The sequence below is a fragment of the Verrucomicrobiaceae bacterium genome (assembly GCA_016713035.1).
GTDB lineage: Bacteria > Verrucomicrobiota > Verrucomicrobiia > Verrucomicrobiales > Verrucomicrobiaceae > Prosthecobacter.
The window spans coordinates 1,328,603-1,347,318 of record JADJPW010000001.1 but is presented as its reverse complement, the minus strand read 5'-3'; the positions used below and the strand labels follow the sequence as shown (position 1 = coordinate 1,347,318).

Below are 18,716 nucleotides of genomic sequence, written 5' to 3'. Positions count from 1 at the left end.
GGGCATGCCACCCAGTAGAGCTTCTTTGCGACAACCTCAACCGCATGTTCGAAAGTCGATGGATGACCACGCCAGCGATATCCAATTTGCACTCGTGCTCCAGATCTTACACGACGATCAAGCGGTCCGTTTCGCTCCTGCTCTGATGGTGACTCCAGATGCCTGGCCGTAGTAGGTTTAGCGGTTCATCCCGAAGAGCTTCACGAAGAAAGATCGCTGCTGTCAAGAAAAGCCCACGGACATTTCCTTCAGCAGAGAGATCAATTTTCTGAAAAGCGGGCAAAAAACAGTCCCAGTGTGAAGCATTCCTCCCAGGTTGCTCTGGAGCTGGTGGTATGAGGGATGACCGACTGTCAGCCAAATGCGCTCATCATGCGTGCGATCTCTGCCTCCACATCCTCGCCAGAGCCTAGAGTAGATTTCACTGTCTGGCGTAGTACCTCGGCGTAGCGTTGGCGCAATCGATGGACGGCCACTCGGAATGCCTGATCCGTCATTCCAAGCTTGCGTGCGATTTCGCTCTGCGGAGCGGCTGCGTCGTCCGCATTGATGAAGGGCTTGAGCGCGGTGAAGAGATCGGTCTGCTCCTTCTCGGCGTAACGGGCGGCGAGCTGGCTTACGACGGTTTCCATGATGGTGATGGCCCACTGGCGCTCGAAGACCTTGTCCGGCGTCATGTCATCCATCGGTTCGGGGATCAGGCAGCGCGCCTCGGCATCCACGGCATCAAAGGAGAGCATGACCGCGTCGCCACCGCGCTTGAGACGGTGCTCCTTGCGGTGCTCGCTGCTGAGATGGTTCTTGGCGGCGGCGAGCAGGTAGGAGCGCAGCTTGCCGTGGGTGGAGTCGGCCTTGGCGAAGTCGTTGCGCTCCAGCAGCACGGCGAAGAGCGCCTGGGTCAGGTCCTCCGCATCGTGTGGCGCATGACCGCGCGAGCGGATGAAAGCGTACACGGGCGGCCAGTAGAGCGTGCATATCTCCGCCAGAGCCTTGTCGCGCTCCGCAGGATCAGCAGCCGCTGCCCGGACGATGAGGCTCCATTGGGTGGTGGGGAATGGCTTGAGCCGACTGTTTCCTGCGTCCATGCGGCTGATGGTTTAACCGAACGGTGAGACGCTGCCAAGACCAAAATTTGAATCGACTCACTTCGCGATCTGCACAGCCGTGCTGATGCCAAGCATGTGCTGCGGCGAGGGAATAGCCAACCACTTTGGGTTGCCCGCAGCTTCCAGATGCTTCTGCACCTCGGGCAATGCCCATTCATTGGTACCCCAGAAGTGCCAGCGGTGGGTGGCATCTGAATACACGCCCACAATTGGGTCATCCGCCGTAGCTGTGCTGATCTGAGAGACCCCTTGCAGCTCAAGAATGGATTCTGGCGGTGACATCACGTCTCCCGCCAGGAAATGCGCCGTCAACCTGCCGGATGCATCTGTTGTGAAGACCCGCTCCCTGGAGAGGAAGATAGCTGCCACGCCACGCGCTTGGTTGGCCGAGTCCACGTCCACCTTTTTCACATCGCCCCACACCCGCACGGTGCCGTCATCCAGCAGCACAAGGTTGGTGTTTTGCCGCGCGACGATGCGGATCACCCGGCCCTGTACCTCCGCAGGAACGTCAGTCTGACGTTCAGTATTCTCGCCAGTGGCTAGGACACGTCCTTTTGATGTCAACCCGAGGACATGCCCTCTCCCTGCGGCGATCGCCACTATATCACTCCATGATAAGGCCGCATTCCAAATGAAACTCTGACCGTCTCCCCACCCCGTGACGGTGCCATCCTCATGCAAGGCCAGCGAGAAGCGCTGCCCTGCGGCGATGGCGATCGCTGGCCTCATATCTGGAGGCGTCTTCGACTCCCCAAACTCGTCCCGCCCCCAGCCGATGACCTTTCCATCAGCACGGAGTGCCAGTGCGTGTTGCAGAGTGGGCCGGACTTCCGCAGGCCCGTAGCCAAACATGTGGCCGAGTTCCAGCGCCACCACATCATCCAAACCGGGCGGCACAGCCAGGACACCATTCGGCCGGGAGATCGGCCCATCCCGGTAATGCCAGGCGGACACTTTGCCACCTTTCGCCGAACGCTGCGGACGTGGTAGGGGGAAAGGATTGGCCTTACCCTTGGGCGTGGCGGGCTTTATCCCACCCGGCGCATACCTGATGCTGGGCACCTCCACATCCGGGCGCAGCTTCTGGAAGGCGGCGATGCCCTCTGCCGAGAAGCCGGCGTTGCGGTAGATGTTAAGCACGAGTCGTCTCAGAGTCTTGATCAGCACCAGCTTTGCCAGCCCGGCGTCGGTGATCATCGTGTCAGAGAGGTCCAGCTCCAGTAGCGGGAGGCTGGTGAGCACAGGCAGGCTGGCATCCGTGATGCGGGTGTAGGCCAGCTTGAGCCGGGGGATTTGCGTTCCGCTCAGGGTGGCCAGCGCCGCGTCGTCCACCTTTGTGTCGATCAGGTCGATCAGCCCCAGCTTGGTCAGGCTCTTCAATGATTCGAGTGTCGTGCCATGCAGGTTCCGGGACCGGGCCAAGTTGACCTCGGTGAGCGCCGGGAATTTGGTGGCGAGCGGGGAGATTGCCTCGTCGGTCAGTGCCGGGCTGAACATGAGGCGCAGGCGCTCCAGCTTCGGTATGGATGGCAGCGCGGCCACCAGCGCCGGGTCCGCCGCGCCATTGAAGATCAGAGTGCGCAGGCTCTGCAGTGAACTCAGCACTTGGAGCGCTCCCGCATCGCGCGCCCTGAGATTAAAGAAGCCCAGCTCGGAAAGGCGGGCGTCTTTGAGCGCGTCGAGATCGGCAGGCACGAGGGAGTCGGCGGAAATAGAGAGAACTTCCAAGGCCGGTATGCGCATCACTGCCGCCAGGGAGCGTCCGGTGAGCTTCCCGAATAGACGCAGCTCTTTCACGGCTTTGAGACCCGCGAAGCGCAGCACGTCAGCATCGGCGAGACGGCCCTGGATGGTGGCATCTCCATTTTGCTCATCGGGCGGCTCACAATAGATCGCGGTCACAGAGAAGGCTTCCTTTGGCAACTCCACCACGTTCTTCACCAACTTCTCCGGCCCGTTGCCCACGCGCACTTTTACACCAAACGGAACACCGCCTGCTTTGGTATTAATACCCTCTATATATTTCAGCCCCCACTCCGCTGCCTCGCGGTCGGTGAAAGGCGTTGCCGCCGCCACCGCAGTCGTGGCCTTATTCACCGGCTCGATCCACAGCAGGGAGGCCTGCCCCTTTTCTGAAAAGCCTCCGGTGATGAGGGAAAAGACCGTATCAGGCCCAAGAGAATTCTGTTGTAGAATCCACCTGGAATCAGAATCCTCCGCGCACCAGCCCCCCGTAGCACGCATCCAACAGCGATTGCCGATGCGCAGAGCCCGGTGTGATTCCATCAAGCGGGGTTTTCCCAGCGAGCCGACGGGCTGTTGGGGTGACGGATTTCTAGGCAAGGATAATGTCCAGACTTGATCGGCCTCGTCGAGCATCCACAAACTGTCCAAGGCAGAAGCCACCTGCCGAATGGGTTTCTGCCTGGGATCGGCAGTCCATTTTACCAGACCTTCCCAACCCCAGACGGATACCGTGCCATCATGATGCAGGGTGGCCGCGTGGGTGGTGGTAGCAGCCACAGCCTTCACCTTTTGCAGTGCTTGTTCCGGCGGCTGCGGCCATTCTGGTGTGCCCCAACGGGCGGATTCAGCGGGATCACCCACGACTTCACGGTAACGTCTGCCAAAGGGCACCGCCACGCCCGACTCCGTCAAAGCTACACCATGCTCGGATCCGAGGATCGCATCCACCACGACCATTTTCTTCAATCCAGGGGGCAGCTCATGCTCACGCCCAGCGCGGAAAAGGAGCTGGCCGGCATGGTCGATAAAGGCAAAGTCGTCAGAGATGCTTACCGCTCTAACGATGCGCTTGATGCCTTTGCGGTCAGAGCCACCGTCCAGCGAGACGGTCTCACCGTTCTCGCGCAAGGCCACCCAGGAGTCTCCACCACCGGTCACATCGACAAAGTCTGTATAGGGTGCGAACTTCGTGAGATTATGTGGCTGCCCCCGCCATGTTACCCCGGCGGCACGGAGACGGCCAGGCCTGACAGAAGAGGTGGCCGCGGAGGCAGAAGGCGAAGACTTGGTGCTTAGTTTCTCCTCCTCCGGCCACAGTGCCCAACCGCCTAGAGCGAGAGAGGCAGCAGCACCCAGGACGAGCACGGGCTTGAGATTCCGGGGGGCGGTTTCCGTTTCACCGTCTCTGGGCTTGTGCTTCCCGCTGTTGGCCCCAGAGATGCGGCTCACCTCATCACCGATCTGCCCGGCGTGCTGATAGCGGCGGCCGGGATCCTTCTCCATCGCACGCATCACTACGCTATCGAGCTTCTTATCCACGGGCGGAGTGGATTTCTTCGAGGGCAGCTCAAAGACACCTGCCGGGCGCTCGCCGGTGAGCATTTCATAAAAGACCACGCCGAGGGCGTAGATGTCCGCGCGGTGGTCCACCTGATCGGGGTGCTCCCACTGCTCTGGAGCCATGTAATGCGGAGTGCCCATTGCCGTGCCTGTCTGCGTCAGGCCCGTCATCATCGCATCGGCTGCACCGCTACCGACCATCTTGGCAAGACCGAAGTCGGCGATTTTGACCGTGCCCTTCTTGTCGAGCAGGATGTTCGCGGGCTTAATGTCGCGGTGAGTGATGCCCTGATCATGAGCGTATTGCAGAGCCTCACAGATTTGCGGCACGATGGCGAGGGCTTGCGTAGAGCGTAGCTCGTTCGATTTGATGAGACGCCCCAGATCCGTGCCGTCCACATACTCCATGAGGAAGTAGTAGAGCGGGTCTGCGCCCGTGCGCTCCGGTCCCAGTTCACCGAAGTCATATAGAATGACGATGTGCGGATGGCTGAGCTGGGCGAGCACCTGCGCCTCACGCTCAAAACGCAGCGCAAAAGCCACCTCATGCCCTGGGGCGGCCACCATGATCTTCAGTGCCACGTATCGGTTCAGCCTCGGCTGCCGCGCCTTGTAAACCGCACCCATGCCGCCCACACCAAGTACTTCTAGGATCTCCAAGTCTGGGAACATCCGCCGCAGCATCTCCACACTGGGAATACCTGGGGGACGCCCCCCTTGCGATGGCGATGGTGCAGCAACAGGCACTGTCTTGTCCAAATCAGCATCTAAAGGCACGGGAGATTTCGGCGCAGCCTGCGCTCCCAGCAGGCACTTGGGACAAAGCCCCTCTGGGAATCCGGTAGGAATACCCGAATGACAAACAGGACAGGAGCGTGGGAGTTCAGAAGCCATCAGAAAAGGACCATTAGTAGTTCTACTACAATAACTGCGCCATTTGCACGCAATTGTTTCAGCCAATGTGACACAAACTTTCTGCGGAAGGATGCCCTAAGAACATCAATTGTATTTTTTTCATCCCACCGGTAACATTTTGCACTCAATAGCGCAGCAGGGAGTGCATGAAGCTCGCTCCCGTTCTCCAAGTCGTCGAAAAGGCTAAAACCGTCTTTCGCTCCAAACTGCAGTGCATTCAGGATCAGGGGGGATTGAAGCGTGATCAATACATCCGCTACTTGTCCTTCCAGTATCACCTCACCAAAGGGGTGCAGCGGCACTTTCTCAAGGTGGCTGCGCACCCAAGACTCGCGCACAAGAACCTCTTGAGGGAGTTCCTATTCCGCTTCGGTCTGGAGGAAGAGCCTCACTACAAAGTGGCAGAAGTGGATCTGCAGAGGATGGGGGAGCAGCCGCTACCCTGCCCGCTGGATGTGAGCATGTGGTGGGCATACTTCGATCAAATTGTAGAGCATCGACCCTTTGTGCGATTGGGAGCGACGTGCGTGCTGGAGAACTTGGGTTCGGGTGCAGGAGCGTTAGGTCATCACTTGCTGGACAGCGCCCCCTTCTTAACCAAGTCGAATACACGTTTCCTCACCATTCACTTTCATGAGCTGCTACCGCATGGGGATCAGATCATCGACGCGCTGGAGCAGGCCCCACTTGATCCACTAGACATCGTGGAACTGGTGGAAGGCGCTAACGTGGGCAGCATCATCTACCTGCGTATGGCCCAGTGGGCAATGGGACTCGACGACCTCACATGTGAGCACTTCAATCCTTCTTCGACCATCGAACGCCATGAGGACGGTCGCTACCTGAACCTGGAAGAACTGACTACTTCGGGAGAATAAGACTCACATGGAGATACGCATTGCCACTTCATTGGAAGAAAAGCAGGCCATCTATGAGCTGAGGTATGCCTGTTATGTGGAGGAACTGGGATGGCACTACCAGCACGCCGACACAGCCCGCCATCATCTGCGGGATGCGGCAGACGATCACGCCACGCTCTACTACGCGGAGTGTGATGGAAAGGTGATCGCTACGTGTCGGTTGCACTTTGGAGACATCATGATCGATGAGGTCACGAGGGAGAGATTCGGGCTACATCGCTTTATCGATCATTGTCCTCCTTCGGCCTGCGCCTTCATTTTCCGCCTCGTGGTGGCACCTGAGCATCGCGGCTCCACCGTGATGATACGTTTACTCACCCGCTGCTATGAGGATGGTTGGCGGCATGGCATCCGTTTCAGCTTCTGCTGGTGTCGCCCTCGGCTGGTGGAGATCTATGAGCGACTTGGCTTTCTGCGCTACAAAGAGAATATCTCCGGCACGGCACAAGGTTACGTCACACCCATGGTCATGCTGAATGAAGACGCTGAGCACCTTCATAGGGTGCGCTCTCCATTTCTACGTGTCTGCCGTGCCCACACGCCGTCCATGAAAGCGGCTGAGTGGTTTGACCTTACCTTCCCTGAAGCCAGAACGTCTTCAGTCCGACACACAGTCGAGGTAGATGAACTCATGCGGCAATGGTCTGCACGGATGCAGGAGGGAGATATGATGTTGCTTAACGGCTTCACTCCCCAGCAGACTCAGAGTCTGTTACAAGCTGGAACTGTGCTGCAACTGCGAGCGGGAGACTTGATCATCCAAGAGAATGAGGCAGGGCATGAAATGTTCCTCGTGCTGGAGGGCGTCTTGAGTCTCACTTGCAGCCAGATAGAAGGCGGACAGAAGGAAATCGCGAGATTGGGCAGTGGTCAGATCTTCGGAGAACTCGCCCTCGTTTCCAAAGCGCGACGCAACGCCAGTGTGCAGGCCATCACGAATGCCAAAGTCCTCGTGATCTCACGAGAGTTCCTCCAGCGAGCGATGAAAGCTCTGCCGGAAACGGCCATCCTCTTCCTCTACAACCTATGCCAGGTGCTCGCCGGTAAACTGAGGGACACAACAGACTGGCTATTGGCCACCCAGAAAACACCCGAGCCTCTCAACACCACCTCATGAAAAGGATTCCTGTTTGGCTGCGATGGGGTGCTCTGTGGTTGCTTTGTGCCCTTGAGGTCAGTGCGCTGGCAGAGGCCCGCGCGGTCTCAGCTATGGGTCGCATTGAACCTGAGGGCGGCGTGGTCAAGATCGCTGCATCTTATGCGTTCAGCGCCCCTCAAATCGTCACGGATCTGCATGTGAAAAGCGGCGATCATGTGAAGAAGGGTCAACGGCTGGCTACCCTGGATTCCGCCGCGCGATTCCAAGCAGCTCTGGAAACTGCGCAGGCGGAGCACAAACTTGCCCTCAGTCGTCAATCACAGGCCCAGGCGCGGCTCACGGCTGGAGAGGTGGAAGCCGCAGCAGCAGCGACTGCTCGTGCCCAGGAAGATCACGACTACGCCGCGCTCGAACTCCACCGCAACGAACAACTCCATACGCAGGCCGCCGTGGCAAAGACCCATTTGGATCGCTGGGAATCCGAAGTGAGAATCAAGAAGTCCGTCCATCAGCAGATGCAGCGCACTCAAAGTGCCTTGGAAAGTTCTCTGAACATGGAGATTAAAACGACCACGTCCGCAGTCGAGGCGGCCATGGCAGCCGTGCGACGCGCGGAGACTGAGATGACTCTCGGTTACGTGATCGCGCCCCGCGACGGTCGAGTGCTCAAGACCCTCCTTCACGCCGGAGAAATCGCCACCACCCCGCTGCTGGAGTTCGCAGGATCAGACTTGCGGAATGTCCTGGCCGAAGTCGATGAGACGGACATTCGCTTCATCAAGATCGGTGCCTCAGCGAAGGTGACGAGTCGCGCGTTGGCCAACCCTTTGACTGGGAAGGTCATCGACATTGGCCTGCGGGTGAAGCGTCGGGACGCCCTGAATGCCGACCCCGCCGCACGCTCCGATGGGCGCGTCGTTGAGGTCACCGTTCGGTTGGATGATCCCACACCCGTGACAGGCCTCACCCACCTGGAATGTGACGTAGTGATCCAAGCACCGGATTGATCTATGGCCTTCTATCAGCCCCTCGGTTGGCGACAGCTGGCCCATGAAAAGAAGAAGCTGCTCGCGGCAGTCGCCGGCATCGCCTTCGCTGTCACGCTGATGCTCATGCAACTGGGCTTCAAGGACGCCCTGTTTGTCAGCGCCACCCTGCTGCATCGGAATCTCGGCGGAGAACTGGTGCTCATTAGTCCGCTTTATGAAGCGATGCTATCCACCGAAGGCCTACCTGAGCGCCGCTTGCAGCAAGCACTGGCCATGGAGGAGGTCGTAGCCGTGGCCCCCATTCGCTGGACCCTTGCTGGTTGGAAGAACCCATGGACCCAACGACTACGCAGCATCCTGGTCATTGGCTTTGATCCCAACACGGAGGCGTTGCAGTTGCCAGACATCAGGCACCATCAGTCCGTCTTGCAACTGCCACGGACCCTGGTGTTTGATACCGGATCACGAGCCGAATACGGTCCTGTAGCCGAGGAGGTGCGCAGTGGGCGGGAGCTGCTAGTGGAGTTGCAGAAGCAGGACTTCGAGGTGGTGGGCCTGACACAGTTAGGCAGCTCCTTCGTGGCAGATGGGAACGTCATCGTCAGCACACGTAACTACGCGCGGCTGTTCCCAGAGCTTGATTCGTTCCGCATGGACGCGGGTGTCATCAAGCTGCGTCCCGGCGCAGATGTGCCAGCAGTGCAGGCCCGCCTCGCCGCAGTGCTGCCAGCAGACACCCAGGTTCTGACGCGCAGCGAGTTCGTTCAGCTAGAGACGGACTTCTGGGCACGTGCCACACCGATTGGTTTCGTCTTCTTGTTAGGCACCGTCGTGGGCTTCATTGTCGGGGCGGTCACAGTGTATCAGATCCTCTACACCGATGTGTCTCATCATCTCTCCGAGTATGCCACGCTCAAGGCCATGGGCTGGTCCAGCGCAGCCCTGAGTCGCGTGGTCATCGATCAGGCCCTGTTCCTCTCCGTGCTCGGGTTTGTGCCTGGTTTCCTCGCTGCTCTCGTCATTTACCACGCCGCAGTGCAGTCCACTGGCGTGCCCATGGCCATGACGGGGGCGCGTGCCGCGACAGTGCTCGGACTGTCCCTACTGATGAGCGTGATCTCTGCGCTGCTGGCATTGCGACAAGTTCATCGGGCTGACCCTGCGGAGGTTTTCTGAACATGAATGTCCCCTCCGTCATCGTCGGTTCAGGTGTGGGTCATGCCTATGGTTCCGGCGAGCTGCGCACCCCAGTTCTCCATGAGGTGAATGTCGAGATCGCCGCCGGTGAGATCGTCTTCATGACTGGCCCCAGCGGATCGGGGAAGACCACCTTACTCTCCCTCATCGGTGCCTTGCGCTCCGTGCAGACAGGTTCGCTGCGTGTGCTGGGCACGGAGCTGCATGGGGCCACGCCAGCCACACTCATGGCAGTGAGACGACAGATAGGTTTTGTCTTCCAGGCGCACAACCTGCTGCCAGCCCTCACTGCCCAGCAGAATGTGGTGATGGCCCTCTCTCATCAGCCCGAGTGGTGCCGCAGCGAGGCAAACGCACGAGCAACCGAAATGCTGCGAGTCGTCGGCCTGGAGCATCGCCGGCATCACCTGCCCGCATCACTCTCCGGCGGGCAACGCCAGCGCGTGGCCATTGCCCGCGCTCTGGCCGCCAAGCCCCGTCTCGTGCTAGCCGATGAGCCCACCGCTGCGCTGGACAAGACCAGTGGCCGAGAGGTGGTAGAACTCCTGCGCACACTGGCCAAGCAGCAGGGCATTCCCATCCTCATCGTCACACGATCAGCGCATCCTCGACATCGCAGACCGCATCCTCAGCTTGGAGGAAGGGCGTCTCGCCTCCTTCTCACAGGAGTTCCTCACCAGCAGCCGCAATACAATCGCTGCTCTCATGCGATACAGTCGGAAGGACGAGTTAACCGCCCAAGTCAGCCAACTGCCCGTGCATGACTTTACCGCTCTCCTCCAGCGTCTCTCCGAGCAGATGGCCGATATGCTGGATGCCATGTCACTGCTCTCACACACCTCCCTGCGGGAGTTCCTGGGGACACTGTTGGAAGTGCTCGGCACCAAGATTAGCCGCATCCTTAGTGCGGACCGAGGCACCGTTTTTTTGTTGGATGCACCCAACCAAGAACTCTGGTCGCTCACATCTGTCGGGGGAGATGGTCAGCCAGTCGAGATTCGTATCTCCGTGGGAAAAGGCATCGCCGGGCGCGTCGCCGCCACCGGCCTGCCCATGATCGTGCCAGACGCCTATGCTGAACCCGCCTTCCATCGTGAGGTGGATCAGCGCACCGGCTATCGCACCAGAAACATCCTGTGCATGCCCTTGCTTGGCCGGGCTGGCAACGTGCTCGCCGTCGTCCAACTGATCAACAAGGCCCACAACGCCGGTTTCGACTCCGCTGATCAGAAGCACTTTCACGAACTAGCCGAGCACTTGTCCCCACTCATGGAGACCTGGATCACTCTCCATCAACGCAGTGCCGAGGAAGTGCCTCTGGTGATCTGAAACGCAGTTCGCTAAAACTTTTTGATTCGGTCGGCAACATCCATCGGCAGACAGCACAGTAAGGCGTGAACACTCCCACTACCCATGCCGATCACTGTCCGCAAGGCCGTCTCTCAGCGCGACTTCCATCGCCTCTATCGTTTCCGATATGAGGTGTATGTAGAAGAGATGCAGCGTCCGCAGCATCATGCCAACCATGATGAACGCACCATCATCGAGCCGCTGGATGACACGGCTCACCTGTTCATCGCAGAAGATGAGCAGGGCCGTGTGGTGGGCACCGGCAGGATAAACTTTGGTGGAGAATCCGACTTTGGAATCTATCGCCAATTGTATGGGTTGGAGTGCCTGGGGGACTACCCGCTGCCGCGCGTCAGCATCACCTCCAAGTTTATGGTGGCCCCCAGTCTGCGATGCAGTTTCCTCGGCCTCAGATTGGCCCTAGAGATCTATCGGTTTGGTCTCAAGGAGGGCATTCAAATCGACTTCATCGACTGCAATCCACATCTGGAATCGCTCTTCGAGGGACTAGGCTACCGCCGCTATCGCAGCCGAATCCATCACCCCGAATACGGTGACGTGCTGCCGCTGGTGCTGCTGCTCTCGGATCTGCAGCACCTGGAAAGTGTGCGCTCCCCCTTCGCACGCGCCTGCCGCCAGCTCTGCCCCCACCACACCGCTCAGCAGCTTCTGCAACCCGCCATCCAAGCCCATCACCCCAGTCCAACCCAAACCCGCGCCGCCTAACCTTATGACACACACCAAGAATCCTACTGCTAGAGGACCAGCCAAAGCACGCCCCAGTATTACCTCGGTCCTGGATGCACGCATTGAGCTGCTGCTCACTGAAATCGAAGCCACTGTTTTCTGGAAGGAACTCATTAGCCCAAAGGCCAAGCCAGAGTTCGTGTGTGCCTTTCTACGAGAGGTCTATCTGGAAATCGTTTCCTATCAGCAGCACGTCATTGAGGCCGCCATCGCCAGCATCGGCCAGATGCCCCGCTCAATGCCAGTGCGCATGATCAAGGCACTGCTACGCCATCAGGCAGAAGAGTTCGACCACGGTGAAATGGCTCTGCGTGACTACGTAGCACTCGGAGGGAGTGCGGAATATGCACAGCACGGACACACGATAAGCACGGCCTCATTTTCCGTCTCTGCCGTGTGGTGGATGATCACAAAACTGAGGGATCCCTTCGCGTATCTCGGAGCCTTGTATCCGTTTGAAGGCCTCACCCCCATCGTCTCGAAGCGAGTCATGGCAATCCTGGCCAAGAAGGGCTTCCCCGACAAAGCCAAGGAATACCTCACCTTCCACTCCACCGAGGATGAAAAGCACGCCGCTCTGGTCAAAGCCATGATCGAGGAGACGGTCAAACGCTACCCTCAGGCCTACGACTCTGTCGTCAACGGCATGGAGCGCTTCCTCGCCGTCTATCCCCTCCCCGTCTGGAACGCTGCTTATAAGCGAGCAAAAACTGCCTTGGGCCGATGGTCCCAGACCACCCAGATTCCCCTCAACCCGCAAAACCAGAAACACACAAACCAAACGATATGAAAACTACTGTCATCTGCGAAGTAAAGGCCCGTCCCGAGGGCTTCTGGAATGCAACTGGTGTCATCATCCGAGAAGGTGACCGCGTCACCGTAAAGTTCTTGCATGGCGAATGGAGAACGAACCCACACTGGGGTCCTGTGGGAGCAGCAGGTAATCCGGCCTACTCTGCTGGTGGGACTTATCTCTTGCCTGGTGCACCAGAGGGTTCGTTGATAGGCAAGGTCGGGGGAGTAAACAATGGCGGTGGTAGTGCCCCTTTTGCTGTGGGAGGCCTGTCAAGTATACCAGAAGCCCTCAAAGGTGAACTATGGCTAACTGCAAACGACGAGGCTGGAGCTGGAACAGGGAATGGGTTCGGAGACAATAGTGGCTCTTTGACCGTCGAAGTATCTCATGAGTTTGATTAGTGAAGTAATTCCTCCTCGAACCCACCTCCTCGAATCATCCACATTGAAAAGCATCAGAGATCAAGGTGGGTTGGGGTTTAATCGACATCCCCGCTTCATCTTCTTTCGCTAGGTATTTGATTCGTCTCTCGACTTTGCGGGAGCAAACCAGTAGCGTGATTTTCTATGGCTATTTCACGTGTTCTCGCACCCGCTTTATCACTCGCACTATGTCTCCACTCGCATGCGCAGGAGGCCGCCAAGGAGACTCCTAAGCCTGTGGCACCTGCTGCCGATGAAAAGCACGAGAAAAAGGACACTAAACCAGCGGCTGACGCGAAGCCGACCCCTGCCCCTGAGAAATCGAAGGATGCCTCCATCACGCACGGTGCTGTGACCATCGGTGGCAAGGAAGTGCGCTACAAGGCCACCGCAGCCATGCTGCCGGTGCTGAAAGCGGATGGGAAACCCTCTGCGCAGATGTTCTACACCGCCTACACGGCAGAAGGGGCGGATGCACGGGTGCGACCAGTCACTTTTTGCTTCAATGGCGGTCCTGGGAGCAGCAGTGTGTGGCTTCACCTCGGGGCTTTTGGTCCACAGCGTGTCGGATTAGCGCCTGATGGTCTCCAGCCGCCCAGACCACCCGGCGGACTCGTGCCGAATGAATACTCACTCCTCAGTGAAACCGATCTCGTCTTCATCGACCCGGTGAATACCGGCTTCAGCCAAGCCACGGACCCCGGCAAAGTAGGCGAGTTCCTCGGGGTGCGGGAGGACATCCAGGCCGTGGCAGAATTCATCCGCCTGTGGATCACGCGGGAGGGCCGCTGGCCCTCACCGAAATTCATCGCGGGTGAGAGCTACGGCGGCATCCGTGGCGGTGGACTCGCGGAACATCTGGCTAGCAGGCACCGCATCTATCTCAATGGCCTGATCATCGTATCTGGCCTGCTGGACTATGATACGCTCATGGGCACCACCTTGAACGATCTGCCCAATCAAGTGCTGCTACCCGCGCTGACGGCGGTGGCGCACTATCACCACAAACTCCCGCCAGATCTGCAAAATGGCACGCGTGATCAAGCCGTGGCAGAGGCCCGCGCCTTTGCCTACCGTGAATACGCTTACGCACTGCACATGGCCCGTGATTTACCCGCCGCAGAGCGTGCCACGGTGGTGAAGAAGCTCGCACGCCTCACGGGCCTACCGGAAAAGCTCATTGACGCTCATGACATGCTCATCAGTGCCGGTCTGTTCCGTGAGCATCTGCTGCGTGACCGTGGACTGGTGCTGGGTGCCTACGATGCACGCGTCACGGGCCAGGATGCAGACATCGCCGAGAATCACCCCGAGATTGATCCCTTCATGAACGTCGTCGGTGGCATCGCTGCCGCCAGCATGAATGCTTACCTGCGTGATGTGCTGAAATTTGAGCGCGATCAGCCCTATGAAGCGCTGAAACCGCAGCCCGGCTGGAACCACGGCGATGGCAACAGTTACACCAGCGTGAACCGCGATCTCTCCAAGGCCATGAAGGGCAATCCGCACCTGCAAGTGCTGGCGCTGATGGGCTGGGCGGACCTCGTCACACCGCCGGATAACATGATTCACAGCCTGCGCCACCTAGCTATCCCTACCAGCCTTCGCAAAAACATCCATCTGGCCGAATACGACTCCGGTCACATGATGTACACGAACTTGCCGGACCTGAAAAAGATGCACGCAGACATCCGTGCCTTCATTCAGGGCTGCTTGCAGTGAGTGCGGGGCATTGGGTGCGTCGGCGGAATGATGTTGCCTGAAGAATGGGCTTCCAAAAATCGCGACAGCGTCGTGGAACCGGAGCGAAGCGAATCAATGCGGTGGCAGAGATGCAAGGGCACCTTGCATCGACGACACCGCTGTCGATCGCATGAAGAGTGCACTCAGGCCATTGAGCACCGTCCGGCACGCGACAGCGGCGTCGCGCTAAGGCTTGCCGCACGCACTCCACGACGCTATTGCGACTGCGGAGCTCGACATCATACACGGATTACTTCCCGGCACCGAGTTCTTTGTAGTAGCGCTTCACGAGGTCGCGGAACTCGGCGGGGACGGGATCGCGGTCCACGGGGGCGAGATTTTTGCCGGCGTCTTTTTTGGAGAGCTCTTCGATGACGCGGTCGCGTAGCTCGATGAGCGGCTGTGTGATGCGGGCGTTCAAAGTGGTGACCTGGGGGGCTTCGTTGCTGCGCTTGAGGTCCACGCGCAACTCACGGGCACGGTCGAGGATTTTGGCGGTTTCGTTGCGAAGCTCGGGGTTGTTGAGGAGTTCCTCCACATTGCGCAGACGGTCGCTCCAGCGGTCATAGCCGTCGCCGGTGAAGATGGTGTTGTCAGGCTGCTGCTGGGTGTCGTCGAAGAAGAGGGCTTCGGAGACTGCACCGCCGTTGATTTGCGGGCGGCGGCGGTCGTTGTCGCTGTCGCGGTCGGTGGTGGGGCCGCGTGCAGTGTTGGGGGCAGAGGGATCGGATGAGTCAGCGGTTTGGCGGTTGCTGTTTTGGCCTTTGGATTGGCCTTGGCCAGGTTGTTTGCCTTCGCCTTCAGCGGGTTGATCACCAGGCTGCGGTGATTCGCTGCTGGGTTGGTCTGATTGGGCCATTTGGGAGCCCTTGGCGGCTCCCGGGCCGGGTTTTTCGCCTTTGGGTTCGCCCTCGCCGGTTTTTTGGCCTTCGCCGGGTTTTGCGCCTTTTGAGGCGGTTTGGCCTTTGGGTTCGCCTTCACCGGGTTTTTGGCCTTCACCGGGTTTTTCGCCTTTTGAGGCAGTTTGGCCTTTGGGTTCACCTTCACCGGGTTTTTGGCCTTCACCGGGTTTTTCGCTTTGAGAGGAGGCTTGGCCTTTGGGTTCGCCTTCGCCGGGTTTTTGAGCATTGCCGTTGGCTTCTTCTTTTTTGGCTTCTTCGATGAGTTTGTCGAGCTCGCTCTTGGCGACGCGTAGGGCTTCGGTTTCGCTGCCGAGGACGCTTTCGGCGGCTTTTTCGACGCCTTTTTTCAGGTCTTCGATGGCGTTGGAGGCTTTGCGGTCGGCTTCTTGGGCTTCGGCTTGGGTGCCGTAGCGGAGTTGGTCGCGGGTTTCTTGGAGGTTTTCTTCGAGGCCGCTGGTCTGCGCTTTGCGCACGGCATCGTAGAGGTTTTTGTGGAGGATAGGCTCGCTCTGCTCGGCCTGTTCACTGAGCTGGCGCATGTTGTTGAGCAGCTTTTCGACGTTCTCCTGCTGCTCGGCGATTTGGCGGGCCTGGGCTTGGTCTTTGAGGGCTTGGGAGAGGTCTTTTTCGCCTTCGCTTTCTGGTTTTTGGTTTTCGATGGCTTGGCTGATTTTCTTCTGCGCTTCGGCGGCTTGTTGGGCTTGCTGTTTGAGCTGCTTCACCTCATCGGCGAATTTTTTGCTCGTTTTCTGGCGGAAGTCTTCCTGCATTTTTTCCAGCTCGCGTTGGGCGCGGGTGGCGGCGTTGGTGGCTTCGGTGAGTTGCTGGTTTTTGAGCTGTTCGGCGGCTTCGTTGACCTTTTCGCGGGTTTGTTCGAGCTGCTCTTTGGCTTCGGCCATGGTTTGAGCGTTCTCGGGGTTTTCCATGCGCTCTTTGAGCTCGTCGAGGTCGCTGAGGAGCTTTTCTTGCTCGGCTTGGAGGCGTTTGAGCTGGTTTTCGAGCTCTTGTTTTTCTTCTTCGGTTTTGGCTTTGGCGAGCTGGTTTTGCAGTTCCTTCATTTTCTCGGCCAGTGCTTCTTGGCGGCGGGCGAGTTCTTTGAGGCGGTTGAGGACTTGGAGGTTTTCTTGCTGCTCGGCGGTTTGTTCTTCGGTTGCGGCTTTTTCTTCTTCGTAGCGCTGCTCTTTCTGTTTGAGCTCCAAGTCCATGATTTGATTCTCATTGTTTGTTTGCCCAGCCATCGCCTTATCTGAGCTCATGACTTGGTGCTCGCGGCTTTGGGCGCGGTGGAGCCATTCGAGGGCGCTTTGCTCAAAGGTGAGGGCTTGGTTCAGCGGGGAGCGCTTTTTTTCTTCGGCGGCTTGGTTGAGCGGGTCGAGGGCGTCCTTCATGCTTTTCCAGGCTTCGGTGAGGGCCTGTTTCATTTCGGCGTCTTCGACTTCTTCCATGGCTTCTTTGGTCTGCTCCATAGCGAGGCCCTGGCTCTGGTGGACGACGCCGACATCGGGTGCGGCGCTGTCCATGCTGCGGCCGCCGTTGGTGTCGCGGATGAGTTTCCAGGTGGCGTTGACGACTTGTTTTTGCAGCTCGACGAGCTTGGCGGCTTTGGGTTTGGGCTGGCCGGGCTCGGGCGGTGGGGCTTCGGCCTCGCGGAAGATGTCTTCAAAGTGGCGCACGTCGGCGAAGAACATGTCGCTCATGTTGCGGCGGATTTCGCCCTGGGGTCCGGTGTCTTCTGCCCAGAAGTAGTAGCTGACGAGTTGGCGTGGTTGGGTGCCGTGTTTTTCGAGCGCGAGCTGGGTCTGCACGTCCTGCTTTTTCTGCGGGGCGGTGGGTGCGTGGGTGAAGGGGATTTCGTGGGTGTTGCCGTTGATGCTGAAGACGGCACCAGAGCGCAAGACGCTGAGGTCATCGGAGACTTTGGCTTCGACGGGTAGCTCCTGGATGCTGGAGACTTGGAGGTCGCGCTTGGGGAAGACGACTTCGATTTTGGCGAGCTGATTGCTCTGCACGGTGACGGTGAACCAAGGCGGATTTTTGTTCGCGCGGTCGGCTTCATCGACGAGGTGGAGGCGGTATTTTTGCGTCTGTTTGGCATCCAGGGTGCCTTCGAGCAGTGTGGGATCGGTGGCGCTGGGTGTGAGTGGGATGATGGTCTTGTCCTCGCCAAAAAGCTCGGCGGCGGTGAGATGCGGTGTGAATGGGGAGACGCTGGTGGTGGTGGCGCCAGGGGCGAGGAGCGGTTTGTTCACTTTGATCTTCCAGGCGATCTTGGAGCCTTCGAGGGCGGTGACTTTTTGGGTGTTCTTGGTCTCTTTGGACGGGAGCTTGGCGTAGGCGGGCGGGGTGACGATCACATCGCTGCGGACGAGGGCGGGAAAGTCATAGACGGTGAGGGTGTGCTGCTGGGATTTTTCGCCCGCGAACTCGACGTGGTAACGGGTGTCGCGCTCGACTTTGGCGATGAGGCCGCCATAGACCTGGCCATCGACGGTGAGACGCATGGGCTGGCGGTCGCGTTCTTTGCCGTCGGTGTCGCTGAGGACGAGCGTGGCATCGGCGGGGACGGGGCCTTCAAAGCGTGCCTCGATGATGAGGCGGGAGTTGCGCTCGACCTCGGTGTCGCCGGGGGTGAGGGTGGCGGAGAAGGTGGACGAAGAAGGAACCGCCGATGGAGGATTTTTGATGGCTGATTTTTGAAGTGAGCCGCCTGGACGCGGCGCGAGGAAGATGGCGACGAATGCGAGGGCGGCGATCCACGCGGCGGTCAGGGCGCGGCGGTAGGGCGCATCAGCGACGGTGACGGGCCAGTTCTGCGTGGCGCTGCGGGCGAGGGCGTGGTCGATGAGTCGCTCATGTAGATAACCGGCGGGCTCGGCGGCCGGTGATTCATGCTCGATGGCGGTGAGGAGGAGGGAGTCGAGCGTGGGGTGCTTTTGCTCGATGAGTCGGGCGATGTCGCGGTCACTCCAGATGCTGCGGCGGCCTTTGAGGTAAGCGAAAAGGCCGAGCGCGATGAGGGCGAGCATGCTCCAGCGGTCGATGTGACGCGGGATGCGCACGCCTTGCCAACTGGCGATGAGAAAGGCCCCGCGCACCAGGATGCCGATGACGAGAACGACGGCGAGATGCCGCAGGAGCCGTGCACGACGCAGTGCCTCGCGGACTTCGTCGATGCGGGCGGTGAGGATGGTGCGGGCGATCATGGGGGCGGAGGGAAGAGA

12 protein-coding genes and 1 pseudogene are annotated in these 18,716 nt (G+C 59.1%); 10 read left to right on the top strand and 3 right to left on the bottom strand.

Annotated elements, in window-relative coordinates; genetic code table 11:
* Nucleotides 1–353 precede the first annotated feature (353 nt).
* Entirely contained in the window at nt 354–1,085 is a 732-nt protein-coding gene (locus tag IPK32_05810; GenBank protein MBK8091505.1) for a sigma-70 family RNA polymerase sigma factor, read from the bottom strand.
* Between the two features lie 57 nt (nt 1,086–1,142).
* Entirely contained in the window at nt 1,143–5,309 is a 4,167-nt protein-coding gene (locus IPK32_05805; protein MBK8091504.1) for a protein kinase, read from the bottom strand.
* 167 nt (nt 5,310–5,476) lie between these two features.
* On the opposite strand from IPK32_05805, the gene IPK32_05800 reads away from it, so the two are divergent.
* From IPK32_05800 to IPK32_05755, 10 genes and pseudogenes are all read left to right on the top strand, one after another.
* Nucleotides 5,477–6,208: a hypothetical protein gene (locus IPK32_05800; protein MBK8091503.1), complete on the top strand. Its 732-nt coding sequence runs from the start codon at nt 5,477–5,479 to the stop codon at nt 6,206–6,208.
* Nucleotides 6,209–6,215: 7 nt separating this feature from the next.
* A complete protein-coding gene (locus IPK32_05795) occupies nt 6,216–7,367 on the top strand; it encodes a GNAT family N-acetyltransferase (protein ID MBK8091502.1) in 1,152 nt (383 codons plus the stop codon).
* A 119-nt stretch (nt 7,368–7,486) separates the two neighbouring features.
* On the top strand, nt 7,487–8,356 hold the full coding sequence (locus IPK32_05790; protein ID MBK8091501.1) for an HlyD family efflux transporter periplasmic adaptor subunit: 870 nt from the start codon (nt 7,487–7,489) through the stop codon (nt 8,354–8,356).
* A gap of 3 nt (nt 8,357–8,359) precedes the next feature.
* On the top strand, nt 8,360–9,514 hold the full coding sequence (locus IPK32_05785) for an ABC transporter permease (GenBank protein MBK8091500.1): 1,155 nt from the start codon (nt 8,360–8,362) through the stop codon (nt 9,512–9,514).
* A 2-nt stretch (nt 9,515–9,516) separates the two neighbouring features.
* Nucleotides 9,517–10,189, top strand: a pseudogene (locus IPK32_05780) (ATP-binding cassette domain-containing protein).
* A 51-nt stretch (nt 10,190–10,240) separates the two neighbouring features.
* Nucleotides 10,241–10,864, top strand: a complete 624-nt coding sequence (locus tag IPK32_05775) for a GAF domain-containing protein (protein MBK8091499.1) — start codon at nt 10,241–10,243, stop codon at nt 10,862–10,864.
* Nucleotides 10,865–10,948: 84 nt separating this feature from the next.
* A complete protein-coding gene (locus tag IPK32_05770; protein ID MBK8091498.1) occupies nt 10,949–11,611 on the top strand; it encodes a GNAT family N-acetyltransferase in 663 nt (220 codons plus the stop codon).
* 4 nt (nt 11,612–11,615) lie between these two features.
* Entirely contained in the window at nt 11,616–12,422 is an 807-nt protein-coding gene (locus IPK32_05765; GenBank protein MBK8091497.1) for an iron-containing redox enzyme family protein, read from the top strand.
* On the top strand, nt 12,419–12,829 hold the full coding sequence (locus IPK32_05760) for a hypothetical protein (GenBank protein MBK8091496.1): 411 nt from the start codon (nt 12,419–12,421) through the stop codon (nt 12,827–12,829). The genes IPK32_05765 and IPK32_05760 overlap by 4 nt, the downstream gene beginning before the upstream one ends.
* A 165-nt stretch (nt 12,830–12,994) precedes the next feature.
* Entirely contained in the window at nt 12,995–14,572 is a 1,578-nt protein-coding gene (locus IPK32_05755) for a peptidase S10 (GenBank protein MBK8091495.1), read from the top strand.
* 271 nt (nt 14,573–14,843) lie between these two features.
* On the opposite strand, the gene IPK32_05750 is transcribed toward IPK32_05755, so the two are convergent.
* The gene (locus tag IPK32_05750) at nt 14,844–18,698 is read right to left on the bottom strand and encodes a hypothetical protein (protein ID MBK8091494.1); all 3,855 of its coding nucleotides are present in this window, start codon (nt 18,696–18,698) and stop codon (nt 14,844–14,846) included.
* Between the last annotated feature and the right edge of the window lie 18 nt (nt 18,699–18,716).

What these genes read in the sequence shown, in the direction of transcription:
- IPK32_05810 (MBK8091505.1), bottom strand. Translation starts at nt 1,085, where the DNA reads ATGGACGCAGGAAACAGTCGGCTCAAGCCATTCCCCACCACCCAATGG.
- IPK32_05805 (MBK8091504.1), bottom strand. Translation starts at nt 5,309, where the DNA reads ATGGCTTCTGAACTCCCACGCTCCTGTCCTGTTTGTCATTCGGGTATT.
- IPK32_05800 (MBK8091503.1), top strand. Translation starts at nt 5,477, where the DNA reads ATGAAGCTCGCTCCCGTTCTCCAAGTCGTCGAAAAGGCTAAAACCGTC.
- IPK32_05795 (MBK8091502.1), top strand. Translation starts at nt 6,216, where the DNA reads ATGGAGATACGCATTGCCACTTCATTGGAAGAAAAGCAGGCCATCTAT.
- IPK32_05785 (MBK8091500.1), top strand. Translation starts at nt 8,360, where the DNA reads ATGGCCTTCTATCAGCCCCTCGGTTGGCGACAGCTGGCCCATGAAAAG.
- IPK32_05775 (MBK8091499.1), top strand. Translation starts at nt 10,241, where the DNA reads ATGCGATACAGTCGGAAGGACGAGTTAACCGCCCAAGTCAGCCAACTG.
- IPK32_05770 (MBK8091498.1), top strand. Translation starts at nt 10,949, where the DNA reads ATGCCGATCACTGTCCGCAAGGCCGTCTCTCAGCGCGACTTCCATCGC.
- IPK32_05765 (MBK8091497.1), top strand. Translation starts at nt 11,616, where the DNA reads ATGACACACACCAAGAATCCTACTGCTAGAGGACCAGCCAAAGCACGC.
- IPK32_05760 (MBK8091496.1), top strand. Translation starts at nt 12,419, where the DNA reads ATGAAAACTACTGTCATCTGCGAAGTAAAGGCCCGTCCCGAGGGCTTC.
- IPK32_05755 (MBK8091495.1), top strand. Translation starts at nt 12,995, where the DNA reads ATGGCTATTTCACGTGTTCTCGCACCCGCTTTATCACTCGCACTATGT.
- IPK32_05750 (MBK8091494.1), bottom strand. Translation starts at nt 18,698, where the DNA reads ATGATCGCCCGCACCATCCTCACCGCCCGCATCGACGAAGTCCGCGAG.